Source organism: Pseudomonas sp. LAMO17WK12:I1 (genome assembly GCF_900177315.1).
GTDB classification, from domain to species: Bacteria; Pseudomonadota; Gammaproteobacteria; order Pseudomonadales; family Pseudomonadaceae; genus Aquipseudomonas; species Aquipseudomonas marginalis.
In genome coordinates, this window is sequence record NZ_FWZV01000012.1 from 34,943 (window position 1) to 47,614 (window position 12,672).

Consider the following 12,672-nt stretch of genomic DNA (forward strand, 5'->3'; position numbering starts at 1 on the left):
GTGTCGTTTTCGGCGGCAACAGGTCGTAAACGACGCGCTACTGCCTGCCTGCCACGTCAAGGCAGCGAGTCGACGGTGGCGGCTGTTTGCCATAGGCGAGGAAGTCACCCACCCATCGGTTGATACAGCCGCCGGCGTCCGGTTTGGCGGGCTCCTTGAGGCGCAGTTGTTCGACCCCAAGCCTACCCGCCATGGTGTGTTCGGCGTTGACCAGCACCATGCGTGCGACGCGCTCGGGAAACACTGCGGCATAGCGGCTGCCCAGGCGCGTGGCGAGGGTGTCCCCCAGGTAATGCAGTTGGGCGTCGCCCAACTGGGCGCGTACGTACTCCATATCCCGTACGGCCTGTTCGACGCCATGCTCCTGAGTGAGGTCGCGGGGGCTGAGTTCGATCATGTCGTAGCGGTTGAGCAGCGTGCGATAGGCTTGTGTGGAATACGTGTCCCAGCGGCTGGCGAGGTGAATGGCGAAGGTGCTTCCGTAGTTTTTTTGCGCGGTGTCGCCGGCCTGGGTGAAGACCACGCCTTTGCGGTTCAGGGGATCGCGGGCGCCGACACGGGTCAGGTAGAGGCGCTGGTGGCCTTGCCAGGGGGCGGCATGGTTGCGCGGGACGGTGACGATGCCGCACTGGGTGCGCGACAGCACCTCGGGGTCAAGCCGTTCGGTGGTGGGGAGGGGGCAATCGAGCAGCCAATCAATGGCGGTGGGTTTGATCAGTGGCTCTGCCTGGCCAAGGTTTGCCATCAACCAGAGACAGCCGCACGCGAGGTATTTTGCAACATTCATCAGTGTTCCCTGGCAGCCGTGTGATAGCGGCATTTTTTACCAAGGAACCTGAGTCGAAGAATGTAGGGGCGGTAGACGACTTATGTACGAAACTGGAGTTTCGTTTATCAGATGCTGGTTTTCCAACCGCCGCCCAATGCCTTGTACAGCGCAATGCTGGCCTGCAGGCGTGACAGTCGCAATTGCACGTTCAAGTCCTGGGCGGCATACAGGGTGCGCTGGGTTTCCAGTACCGTCAGCAAGTCCTCGGCACCCGCCTGGTAGCGGCTTTCGGCGATCCGGAAGGCGGTTTGGGCCTGTTGCAGTTCTTCCGTTTGCCAGTGGCGCTGCTGGTCCAGGCGCGTGATGCTGCTGAGGGCTTTTTCCACATCGGCAAAACCGTTGATGATCGCGCCGCGGTAGGTTTGCAACAGCTCATCCTGGCGCGCGCGGGCCTTGTCGCGCTCGGCGCTTAAACGACCGTTGTTGAAGATCGGCCCGACCAGGCCGGCCGTCAGCGTGTAGTAGGGGCTGCGCAGGACGTCCACGGCCTTGTAGGCATCGGAGCCGAGTGTGGCGCCGAGGGTCAGGGCCGGCAGCATGGCGGCGCGGGCCACGGTGACGTCCGCCTGGGCCGCCGCCAGTTCGGCCTCGGCCTTGGCAATGTCCGGCCGGCGGCTGAGCAACTGGCTGGGCAGGCCGGCGCCGATGGCTGGCCAGGTCAGGTCCTGGAAGGGTTCGGTGCCCAGCTCCAGGGCCTGGACCGGTTGGCCGAGGAGGGCGGCAAGGGTGATCTGGGATTCTTCGGCCAGTTGTTGAATCAACGGCAGCTGGCGTTGCTGGCTGGCCACCAGGCTTTTCTGCTGGGCCAGTTCCAGGGCCGTGGCGGAGCCTGCGTCGTAACGGGTCTGCACCAGCTCGAGGACGTTACGCGCATTGGCCAGGTTCAACTCGGCGATCTGCTGGCGCTCGCGCGCCGCGAGGGTTTGCGCGTAGCGGTCGGCGACGTTGCTGAGCAAGGTCAGCTCCACGGTCGCCTGGTCGAACTCGCTGGCGCGCAGGCTGTGCAGGGCACTGTCACGGGCAGCGGCGCGGCCACCCCAGAAATCCACTTCGTAGCTGGCGGTGAAGTTGGCGCCGAAATTATCGACGGCGTCATCGCTTTGTGAGGCGTCAAGGTCCGGCCCGCCCGCGCCGTGCAACAACTTCTGGTGGCTGGCGGCAAGGTTGAACTTCACCTCGGGCAACAGTGGCGCCCCGGCAATCACCGCCGTGGCCTGGGCCTGGCGCACGCGGGCCATGGCGGCGGCCACGTCGAAGCTGTCACGCCGGGCCTGGTCGACCAGGCGGTTCAACTGCGGGCTGCCGAACTGCGTCCACCAGCGCTGGTTGGTGGCCCGGGCGGCGTCGCGTTCGGCAAACTGCCAGGCAGCCGGCGGCGCAATAGCGCTGTCCACGGCGTGCGGGTCACCGGCGCAGGCCGTGAGCAGCAGACACAGGCCAAGTGCGGGCAGGTATGGGGGAATGGATCGTTTACTCACTGGTCAACGCCTTAACCGGATCGAGCCGGGCAGCTTTACGGGCCGGCATGAAGCCGAATACGACGCCGGTGACCAGTGCGCAACCGAATGCGCCAAGCACCGCCACCAGGGAAAACTGCACCGCCACCTTGGCCAGCACCAGCACGCCACCCACCAGCAGGGCCAGGGCAATGCCGCACAGGCCGCCGACCACCGACAGCATCACCGCCTCGGTCAGGAACTGGCGCAGGATGTCGCGCTGGCGCGCGCCGGTGGCCATGCGAATGCCGATCTCGCGGGTGCGTTCGCGCACGGTCATCAGCATGATGTTCATCACGCCAATGCCGCCCACCAGCAGGGAAATCGCGGCAATCGAACCGAGCATCAACGACAGGGTGTTCTGGGTGCGCGCCTCGGCCTGGATCATCGCCGCGTTGTTGGTCAACTCGTAGTCGCGCTTGCCGTTGTGCAGCTTTTGCATCAACTGATCGATGGCCACTTCGGCCTCGTGGACCTTGCGCGCATCGGCGGCGGCAATCACCACGTATTCGGGGTTGTAGCTGCCGAACAGGCGCACGCTGGCGGCGGAGTAGGGGATGGCGATACGGTCATCACTGTCTTTGTTGCCGGAGCTGGCGCCTTTCTCCGCCAGCACGCCGATCACCTGGAATGGTACGTTTTCGATCAGGATGTATTGCCCGATGGGGTCGACCTCTCCCTTGAACAGCTTTTCCCGCACGCGATGACCGATCACGGCCACGGTGGCAGCCGCACGCTCGTCGGCCGGCGTGAAGTAACTGCCCTCGACCACCGGCCAATTGAAAATGTCCGGGAAATTGGTGTCATTGCCGCCCACATAGGCCATGTAGTCGACGTTGCCATAGCGCACGCCGGCTTCGGTGCCGTTGACCGGCATGATGCGCTTGATCTGGGGCAGCGCCGCCAGCGCCGCGACGTCGTTGAGGGTAACGATACCCAGCGGCGTGCGCGGGTTGGGCGATGAGCCGCTGAGGTAGAGGATGTTGGAGCCGAACGCGCCCATCTGCGCCATGACCTGGCGTTTGCTGCCTTCGCCCACGGCCAGCATCACCACCACCGAGGCCACGCCGATGATGATCCCCAGCAGGGTCAGCGCGGTGCGAAAACGGTTGATCCACATCACCCGCCAGGCGGCCTGGACCGCGTCCAGCAATTCGGCTTTCCACGCGCCATTGTGTTCGGCGCCGTCGGCCAGGCGCTGGCGCAGGTCCACGGCTTGCAGCGCGCCGCGGGTGGCGGGTGGGGGCGCGGCGTTGTCATCGGCCGAGTCACTGATGATCAGGCCATCGCGAATCTCGATGATGCGGTTGGCCCGCGCCGCCACTTCGCGGTCGTGGGTGATCAGGATCACCACATGGCCCTGGCTGGCCAGTTCGTCCAGCAGGCTCATCACCTCGGCACCGCTGTGGCTGTCGAGGGCACCGGTGGGTTCATCGGCAAGGATGATGTGCCCGCCGTTCATCAGCGCCCGAGCGATCGAGACACGCTGTTGCTGGCCGCCGGACAGCTGGTGCGGACGGTTGCCGGTGCGCTCGGCCAGGCCGAGGCGCGTGAGCAGGGCGTGGGCGCGGGCATGGCGTTCGGCGGCGCTGATGCCGGCGTAGATCGCCGGCATCTCGACGTTCTCCTGGGCCGAGCCCGAGGGGATCAAATGGTAGCCCTGGAACACGAAGCCAAAGGCCTCGCGGCGCAGCCAGGCCAATTCGTCGCTGTCCAGGTGGGCGACGTTTTCCCCCGCGAACAGGTACTCGCCCAGGCTTGGGCGGTCGAGGCAACCGAGGATATTCATCAACGTGGACTTGCCGGAACCGGAAGCCCCGACGATGGCGACGAATTCCCCGGCATGGATCGACAGGTCGATGCCGCGCAACACGTCGACCTGCGGGCTGTCGCCACCGCCGTAGGATTTGCGGATGTTCTTGAGTTCGATCAGGGGCGTGGTCACCTCAACCCCCGTTGCCGTCGGCCGGGCCGATCAGCAGGTGATCGCCTTCGTGCAGGCCGTCGAGCACTTCGACCCGCAGGCGATCGCTGATACCCAGGCGGACTTCACGTTCTTCGATGCGGCCGTTGGTGGCGACCACGCGGGCGATCTGCTTGTCGGCACTGGAGGTGCCCAGCAGTGCGGCCACCGGTGCGGTGAGGACATCCTTGACCTGGCTGGCGACGAAAAATACCTGGGCGGTCATTTCGGCCATCAACGCGTTGTCGCTGTTGTCCACGTCCAGCAGCACGGTGTACAGCACCACGCGCCCGCTGCCGCTCTTGCTGGAACTGTTGGGGCTACCGCTGCCCTGGGTTTCATTCAGCGGCTTGGGCGGGATCGGCAGGATCTGCCGCACGGTACTGGTCCAGCGCCGGCTGCCGCCGCTGAGGGTGGTGAAGTAGGCGGTCATGCCCGGTTTGACGTGGCCGATGTCGGCTTCCGAGACTTCCGCCCACACGGTCATCGGCGACAACTTGGCGATCCGCAGGATCAGCGGCGTCTGCTGCTGGGCATTGAGGGTCTGGCCGACCCGCGCGTCCACCGCGACCACGGTGCCGGTCATCGGTGCGTAGATGCGCGTATAGCCCAGTTCCGCTTCATCGCTGCGCAGGCTGGCCTGGGCCTGGAGAATCTGCGCCTGGAACATGTCCATCCGGGCCTGGGTGGCGCTCAGTTCGGCCTTGGCGGTTTGCACGTCTTCCTCGCGGGTGGCGTTGCCGGCGGCCAGGCGCTGCTGGCGCTGGTACTTCTGGCGGGCGAGGGCGTGCTGGGCCTTTTGCTCCTGCAACTGGGCCTTGAGGTTTTCGATGGCGTAGCGGCTGGCGTCGAGCTTGGCTTTTTGCGTCGAGGGGTCGATCTCCACCAGCAATTGGCCTTCCTGCACCCGGTCGCCGGCTTCAACGTGGATCTTGCGAATCTGCCCGGACGCCTGGGCGCCCACGTCGACATACCGGCGCGGTTGCAGGGTGCCCAGGGCCGTGACGCTGTTTTCAATAGTGCCGCGGGTGACGGTGACGGTGGTCAGGTTGTCACGCCCCGGCGGCAACACCTGCCAGGCGGCCACGGCGATGATGGGAATCAGGCACGCGATAGCGAGCAAGGCGCGTCGGGCAGGTCGAGGGCGTTTCATGCTTAGGTTCCAGCCGGGAAAGTTCGGAGCGCAGTTGCGCAGAGCTGACAGTTAAACGAGAGAATTGCCCGAGGATTTAGGCTGTTACATAAGTGGTTACAGGTCTTGTGGAGAAAAAAAACGGCCTGTAGGTGCAAGTCTTGTTTAAAAGTAGATGAGAATTACTATAAATTGCACCTACCCAAACTGCCATTACTGAATACGCCGTCTTTTTTCGCACTCAAGGATCTGATGCCGCCACCCGGCGGCCGGGAGTCATGTTGGAAAACTACTATCGCGAGCTGGTGTGTTTCCTCAACGCCAAGCTGGGCAACCGTCAGGTGGCCGAGGATGTGGTGCATGACGCTTATGTCCGGGTGCTGGAACGTTCCAGCGAGACGCCCATCGAACAGCCGCGTGCCTTTTTGTATCGCACCGCGCTGAACCTGGTGATCGACGGCCACCGGCGCAATGCCCTGCGCCAGGTCGAACCCCTGGAGGTGCTCGACAGCGAGGAGCGCTTTGCCGCCTGTTCGCCCCATGCCACCCACGACTACGGCCAACGCCTGGCCTTGCTCGAACGCGCCCTGGCCGAGCTGCCGGCGGCCTGTCGCGACAGCTTCCTGCTGCGCAAACTCGAGGGTCTGAGCCACCTGCAAATCGCCGAGCGCCTGGGTATTTCCCGCGCTCTGGTGGAAAAACACATCGTCAACGCCATGAAGCACTGCCGGGTGCGGATGCGCGAGTGGGACGCGCACTGATCACTGTTCGGTTAAATTTTTTTTCACTGTCCTCGTTTCCTATCAACACATGACCTGTTGTGCAGGTCTCGAAGGTATTCCCGCCCCACCGCCAAGGGGCTTATCCAGAGGACACTGGAATGACACAGGCAATTGCTTCGCCCGCGGTTCACGACCTGATCGGTATCGGTTTCGGCCCTTCGAACCTGGCGCTGGCCATCGCCCTGCAGGAGCGCGAAAAGGCCCAGGGCAAACTGGACGTACTGTTTCTCGACAAACAGGCCGATTACCGCTGGCACGGCAATACCCTGGTGACCCAGAGCGAATTGCAGATTTCGTTCCTCAAGGACCTGGTGACCCTGCGCAACCCCACCAGCCCGTACTCCTTCGTCAATTACCTGAAAGCCCACGGCCGCCTGGTGGACTTCATCAACCTGGGCACCTTCTACCCGTGCCGCATGGAGTTCAACGACTACCTGCGCTGGGTCGCGGGGCAGTTCCAGGCCCAGGCCCGCTACGGCGAGGAAGTACTGGCCATCGAGCCGATCCTGCACCAGCAACAGGTCGAGGCATTGCGCGTGATCTCCCGCGACGCCCTGGGCGAGCAGCATGTGCGCACCACCCGTTCGGTGGTGGTCAGCGCCGGCGGCACGCCGCGCATTCCCGAAACTTTCAAGGCCCTCAAGGGCGACAGCCGGGTGTTCCACCATTCCCAGTACCTGGAGCGCATGGCCACCCAGCCTTGCGTGGACGGCAAGGCGATGCGCATCGCAATCATCGGTGGTGGCCAGAGCGCGGCCGAAGCCTTTATCGACCTGAACGACAGCTTCCCATCGGTACAGGTCGACATGATCCTGCGCGGTTCGGCACTCAAGCCTGCCGATGACAGCCCGTTCGTCAACGAAGTGTTCTCGCCGGCCTTCACCGACCTGGTGTTCCAGCAAGTCGGTGCCGAGCGCGAGCGCCTGGTCGCCGAGTACCAGAACACCAACTATTCGGTGGTCGACCTCGACCTGATCGAGCGCATCTACGGGATTTTCTACCGCCAGAAAGTCTCCGGTATCGCCCGCCAGGCCTTCCGCACCATGACCGTGGTCGAGAAGGCCACCCCCGGCCCCCTGGGCATCGAACTGGCCCTGCGCAACAACGCCAGCGGCGAAACCAGCGTCAACCATTACGACGCGGTGATCCTCGCCACCGGCTACGAGCGCGAGACCCACCGCGCATTGCTGGCGCCGCTGGAGGAGTACCTGGGTGATTTTGAAGTGGCGCGCGACTACCGCATCGTCACCGACGAGCGCTGCAAGGCCGGCGTCTACATCCAGGGCTTCAGCCAGGCCAGCCATGGCTTGAGCGATACGTTGCTGTCGGTACTGCCGATTCGCGCGGATGAGATTGCGGCGTCGCTGTTTGAAAATGACCGTAGCCGTGGCAAGGGGCGTTCGGTGCAGGATCTGCTCCTCGCCACCGCCAGCTGACAGGCTGCACTTGTGACACGGGGGGCTGGCTGATACTGTACAAAAAACCAGTATCGGTAAGCCTCCATGCAGTTGATCGAAAAACTCAGCATCCTCGCCGACGCCGCCAAGTACGACGCCTCCTGCGCCAGCAGCGGCGCGCCCAAGCGCAGTTCGGAAGGCAAGGCAGGGCTGGGCTCCACCGATGGCATGGGCATCTGCCACAGCTACACGCCGGACGGTCGCTGCGTATCCTTGCTCAAGGTGTTGCTCACCAACTTCTGCCTCTACGACTGCCAATACTGCGTCAACCGCCGCTCCAGTGACGTGCCCCGTGCACGCTTCAGCCCGGAGGAGGTGGTCACCCTGACCCTGGATTTCTACAAGCGCAACTGCGTCAGCGGGCTGTTCCTCAGCTCCGGCATCATTCGTTCGGCCGACTACACCATGGAGCAATTGGTGCGGGTGGCCAAACTGCTGCGCGAAGAGCATGACTTTCGCGGTTACATCCACCTCAAGACCATCCCCGAGGCCGACCCGGCGCTGATTGCCGAGGCCGGGCGCTACGCCGATCGCCTCAGCGTGAATATCGAACTGCCCACCGATGCCAGCCTGCAAACCCTGGCGCCGGAAAAGCAGATCGTCTCGATCAAGCAGGCCATGCAGACCATCTACACCGGCGAGCAGACGGTCCTGAACGAACCCCGTGCACCGCGTTTCGCCCCGGCCGGGCAGAGTACCCAGATGATCGTCGGCGCCGACGAGACCGACGACAGCACCATCCTCCACAGTGCCGAGGCGCTGTATGGCAACTTCAAGCTGCGCCGCGTGTATTACTCGGCCTTCAGCCCCATCCCCAACAGCCCGAAAAGCGTGCCCCTGGCCGCGCCGCCGTTGATGCGCGAGCATCGCTTGTACCAGGCGGATTTCCTGCTGCGCAGCTACGGCTTCAGTGCCAACGAATTGTTCGAAGGCCCCGGCCACCTGGCCCTGGACATCGACCCCAAGCTGGCCTGGGCCCTGGAGCACCGCGAGGTATTCCCCCTGGACCTGAATCGCGCCGAGCCGACCTTGATCGCCCGCATCCCAGGGATCGGCCTGCGCACCACCCAGCGCCTGGTGGACCTGCGCCGCGAACGCAAGATCCGCTTTGAAGACCTGGCCCGCATGCGCTGTGTGCTGGCCAAGGCCAAGCCATTCTTCATCACCAGTGACTACCATCCGCAGCAGGCGGACAGCACCAGCGTGCTGCTGCGCGAGCAACTGCGCGACCGCCCGCAGCCGCAGCAGATGGGGCTGTGGGGATGATCAGCCTGGAATGCGACAACCTTTTCAGCACCTGGCGCGAACAGGCGCGCTGGCTGCTCAGCCATCAGGTCGACCCCAGCCAGGTCAGCTGGGGCGAGGTGCAGGCGGCGGACCTGTTTGCCACCGATGAGCCGATCCCCGCGGGCTTGGGGCCGTTCCAGGCGCGTGTTCCCAAGGCGCTGCTGGAGCTGTTGGAGTCAGCCGCCTGTTACCAAGGCGACCAGCGTTGGAGCCTGTTGTACGAAGTGCTCTGGCGCGTCAGCCATGGCGACCGCACCGCGATGCTGGCGGGGGATAAACTCGGCACTGAATTGCAGCGACGCATCAAGCAGGTGAGTCGTGAGGCCCATCACCTGCATGCGTTTGTGCGCTTTATCGCCCTGCCGGCAGAAGCAGGGCCCGAGTTGCCGGAGTACGTGGCCTGGCATGAACCGGCCCATGACATCCTCAAATCGGCCAGCCAGCATTTTGTGGGGCGCATGGGGCGCCATCGCTGGATGATAGCCACGCCGTTGGACGGGGTTTATTACGATGGCGAACAGCTGATTCATCAACGCCAATGCCCTGAGGCCTGGCAGCAGCTGGCGCAGAACGTCGAGGATCCCCACAGTGCGATGTGGCTGACGTACTACAGCCACATTTTCAACCCGGCGCGATTGAACCCCAAGGTGATGGAGGGGCACTTGCCGAGTCGGTTCTGGAAGAATCTGCCGGAGGGCAGGTTGATCCCGGGGTTGATCAGCGAGGCGCGTACGGGGAAGCAGAAGGATGGGCAGGCGAAGATGATTGGCACCAAGCTCGGCAAGCGTATTTCAAGCGGGCGCGGTTAAAAATCTGGGAGGGGCAAACCCCTCCCACATTGGATTTCCAGTGTTTGAGGATCTAGGCCAGTTCGATGGCGGTATTTTTCACCACCGCTAACTCCGGATGCGCCACCAACTTATCGATGTGCAGCTCATCATTGTTCAGCCAGATCTCCGATACCACCCGGTAGTGCTCCATGTCCCGGCAACGCATGCGCAGGCTGTAGTCGAACGGCCCGCTGATCAACTGGCATTCGAACACCTGGGGGCACGCCTTCATACAGGCTTCGAAGGCCTTTTGCGCCGAGCGCCCGCTCTGGTTGGACAAGGCCACCAGCACCAGCAGCGACAGCCCGGGCGAGACCATCTGCACATCGATGATCGCGCCGTACCCGCGAATCACCCCGCGTCGCTCCAGCTTGCGCACCCGCTCCAGGCAGGGCCTGGGGGTGAGGTGCACCAGTGACGAGAGCTTTTCATAGGTGATACGCCCCTGGTGGCGCAGCACTTCGATGATCGCCTCATCGATGCGATCCAGCGCAGGGGAGGTATGGGGTCCGTTGACCTTGGTATCCATGGGTTTCACTTCAAACGGTTGGAAAGAAATTGCTGCAAGCGCTCGCTGTTGGGGTGGTCGAGGATCTCGGCGCCGCCTTGTTCCTCGACTCGGCCTTGATGCAGGAACAGCACTTGGCTGGACACCTGGCGGGCAAAGCCCATTTCGTGGGTGACCATCAGCATGGTACGACCTTCCTCAGCTAACGTCTGTATGACTTTGAGGACTTCTCCTACAAGTTCGGGGTCGAGGGCGGAGGTGGGTTCATCGAACAGAATGATTTCCGGCTCCATCGCCAGGGCCCGCGCGATGGCCACGCGCTGTTGCTGGCCGCCGGACAGGAACGCCGGGTACTGATCGGCCACGCGGCCCGGCAGGCCGACCTTGTCGAGGTACATGCGCGCGCGTTTTTCCGCTTCGGCGGCACTTACCCCCAGCACCCGGCGCGGGGCCATGGTGATGTTTTCCAGCACGGTCATGTGGCTCCACAGGTTGAAGTGCTGGAACACCATGGCCAGGCGCGTGCGCAGGTTCTGCAATTGTTCCTGGTGCGGCGCGCGGGCGCCGGCGCGGCCCTGGCGCATTTCGATGCTGATGCCGTCCAGGGTGATGACGCCGGCGTCCGGCTGTTCGAGAAAGTTGATGCAGCGCAGCATCGTGCTTTTGCCCGAGCCGCTGGCGCCGATCAGGCTGATCACGTCGCCGTGGCGTGCGTTGAGGGACACACCCTTGAGCACTTCGTGTTCGCCGTAGCGTTTATGGATGCCCTCGACCTGCAGCTTGACGGCAGCAGTTGCCGCCTGGGTAACGGGTACATCGACAGGATAAGTGGCCAGGGCCTGCGCGGACTGATTCATGGGTTAGCCTCGGGTAGGAACAAGAAAACGCATCCAGCGACGTTCGGCCAGTCGGAACAGGCCCACCAGTGCAAAGGACAGCAGCATGTAGAGCAGGGCGGCGATGCCGAAGGCCTGGAACGTCAGGAACGTCTCGGCATTGGCATCGCGCGCCACCTTGAGGATGTCGGCGACGGTGGCGGTAAACGCCAGCGACGTGGCGTGCAGCATCAGGATCATTTCATTGCTGTAGGCCGGCAGCGCCCGGCGCAGTGCGGCAGGCACCACCACAAACAGGTTGAGGCGCCAGCCGTGCAGGCCATAGGCGCGGGCCGCTTCGAGTTCGCCGTGGGGAATGTTGCGGATCGCCCCGGCGAAGATTTCCACGGTGTAGGCGCAGGTGTTGAGCACAAAGGCCAGCAGGGTGCAGTTGAGGGCATTGCGGAAAAACTGGTTGAGCAGGGCGTTGTCCTGCACCACCTCCAGGCTGTACAGCCCGGTGTAGCAAATCAGCAATTGGATATACAGCGGCGTGCCGCGAAACAGATAGGTGTAGACCTCCACCGGCCAGCGCAGCCAGAAGTGCGCCGACACGCGCGCCAGCGCCAGCGGGATCGAGAGGAAAAACCCCAGCACCACCGAGATAATGAACAGCCACAAGGTCATGGCAACGCCGGACAACCCGGTGCCATCGCTGAACAGGTAGGCCACGCCGTATTGCTGGAACAGTTCGATCATCGCGCCATCCCCTTGATGCCGAGGTTATAGCGCCGTTCGAGGCGCTTGAAGATGCGGTTGGAGAGGGTGGTGATCACCAGGTACACCAGGCCTGCGAGGATCAGGAAGTACAACGGCTCGTTGGTGGTCTTGCCGGCGTTCTGCGCGGCCTTGACCAGGTCCGACAGGCCAATGATCGACACCAGCGCCGTGGACTTGAGCAGCACCAGCCAGTTATTGCCCAGGCCCGGCAGGGCAAAGCGCATCAGCTGCGGGAACAGCACCAGGTGAAAACGCTGCCAGCGGCTCAGGCCGTAGGCGGTGGCGGCTTCGAGTTGGCCGACCGGCACACTGAGGATCGCACCGCGAAAGTTCTCGGTGAAATACGCGCCGTAGATAAACCCCAGGGTGATGACCCCGGCGGTAAACGGGTCGATTTCAAAGTAGTCCCAGCCGAACACTTCGCTCAGGTCGTTGAGCCACAGTTGCAGGCTGTAGAAAATCAGCAGGATCAGCACCAGGTCCGGCACGCTGCGGATCAGCGTGGTGTACAGCGTGGCCGGCACCCGCAGCCATTGGGCGCTGGACAGTTTTGCGCCGGCGGCGATCAGGCCCAGGGCGAGGCTCAGGGCCAGCGCCAGGAGCGCCAGCTTGACCGTCATCCAGGCACCCTGGGCGAGCATCGGGCCGTAGCCTTGCAGGTTGAGGAGTTCGTTCATGGGGAGATCTCTAAAGGGCGCAGACATACCCCTGTGGGAGGGGGCTTGCTCCCGATGAGGGCGTGCCAGTCGACACCTGTATTGACTGACCCGCAGCTATCGGGAGCAAGCCCCTT

At 63.6% G+C, this 12,672-nt stretch carries 12 protein-coding genes; 4 read left to right on the forward strand and 8 right to left on the reverse strand.

The features are described from left to right. Positions 1 to 37 precede the first annotated feature (37 nt). The 4 genes from B9N88_RS22245 to B9N88_RS22260 all read right to left on the reverse strand — a co-directional run bounded on the left by B9N88_RS22245 (position 38) and on the right by B9N88_RS22260 (position 5,441). Positions 38 to 787, reverse strand: coding sequence for an alpha/beta fold hydrolase (locus tag B9N88_RS22245; RefSeq protein ID WP_027606169.1), 750 nt, complete (start codon positions 785 to 787; stop codon positions 38 to 40). A 107-nt stretch (positions 788 to 894) separates the two neighbouring features. Continuing rightward, positions 895 to 2,307, reverse strand: a complete 1,413-nt coding sequence (locus tag B9N88_RS22250) for an efflux transporter outer membrane subunit (protein ID WP_027606170.1) — start codon at positions 2,305 to 2,307, stop codon at positions 895 to 897. Next, entirely contained in the window at positions 2,300 to 4,270 is a 1,971-nt protein-coding gene (locus B9N88_RS22255) for a MacB family efflux pump subunit (RefSeq protein ID WP_027606171.1), read from the reverse strand. The genes B9N88_RS22250 and B9N88_RS22255 overlap by 8 nt, the downstream gene beginning before the upstream one ends. Before the next feature lies 1 nt (position 4,271). Beyond that, the gene (locus B9N88_RS22260) at positions 4,272 to 5,441 is read right to left on the reverse strand and encodes an efflux RND transporter periplasmic adaptor subunit (protein WP_027606172.1); all 1,170 of its coding nucleotides are present in this window, start codon (positions 5,439 to 5,441) and stop codon (positions 4,272 to 4,274) included. A gap of 191 nt (positions 5,442 to 5,632) precedes the next feature. On the opposite strand from B9N88_RS22260, the gene B9N88_RS22265 reads away from it, so the two are divergent. The 4 genes from B9N88_RS22265 (at position 5,633) to B9N88_RS22280 (ending at position 9,755) form a co-directional block, all read left to right on the forward strand. After that, a complete protein-coding gene (locus tag B9N88_RS22265; protein WP_223841646.1) occupies positions 5,633 to 6,181 on the forward strand; it encodes a sigma-70 family RNA polymerase sigma factor in 549 nt (182 codons plus the stop codon). 119 nt (positions 6,182 to 6,300) lie between these two features. Then, complete coding sequence (locus tag B9N88_RS22270) at positions 6,301 to 7,638, forward strand: lysine N(6)-hydroxylase/L-ornithine N(5)-oxygenase family protein (protein WP_027606174.1); 1,338 nt, start codon at positions 6,301 to 6,303, stop codon at positions 7,636 to 7,638. Between the two features lie 66 nt (positions 7,639 to 7,704). Continuing rightward, positions 7,705 to 8,925, forward strand: a complete 1,221-nt coding sequence (locus tag B9N88_RS22275; RefSeq protein WP_027606175.1) for a putative DNA modification/repair radical SAM protein — start codon at positions 7,705 to 7,707, stop codon at positions 8,923 to 8,925. After that, entirely contained in the window at positions 8,922 to 9,755 is an 834-nt protein-coding gene (locus B9N88_RS22280; RefSeq protein WP_027606176.1) for a TIGR03915 family putative DNA repair protein, read from the forward strand. The genes B9N88_RS22275 and B9N88_RS22280 overlap by 4 nt, the downstream gene beginning before the upstream one ends. A gap of 52 nt (positions 9,756 to 9,807) precedes the next feature. Here the strand turns inward: B9N88_RS22280 and B9N88_RS22285 are convergent, their stop codons facing one another. From B9N88_RS22285 to B9N88_RS22300, 4 genes are read right to left on the reverse strand one after another with little or no spacing between them, the layout of a single operon-like run. Beyond that, a complete protein-coding gene (locus B9N88_RS22285) occupies positions 9,808 to 10,305 on the reverse strand; it encodes an Lrp/AsnC family transcriptional regulator (RefSeq protein WP_027606177.1) in 498 nt (165 codons plus the stop codon). 5 nt (positions 10,306 to 10,310) lie between these two features. Then, the gene (locus B9N88_RS22290; RefSeq protein ID WP_027606178.1) at positions 10,311 to 11,141 is read right to left on the reverse strand and encodes an ABC transporter ATP-binding protein; all 831 of its coding nucleotides are present in this window, start codon (positions 11,139 to 11,141) and stop codon (positions 10,311 to 10,313) included. Positions 11,142 to 11,144: 3 nt separating this feature from the next. Beyond that, a complete protein-coding gene (locus B9N88_RS22295; RefSeq protein ID WP_027606179.1) occupies positions 11,145 to 11,858 on the reverse strand; it encodes an ABC transporter permease in 714 nt (237 codons plus the stop codon). Next, complete coding sequence (locus B9N88_RS22300) at positions 11,855 to 12,556, reverse strand: ABC transporter permease (RefSeq protein ID WP_027606180.1); 702 nt, start codon at positions 12,554 to 12,556, stop codon at positions 11,855 to 11,857. The genes B9N88_RS22295 and B9N88_RS22300 overlap by 4 nt, the downstream gene beginning before the upstream one ends. Positions 12,557 to 12,672 lie beyond the last annotated feature (116 nt).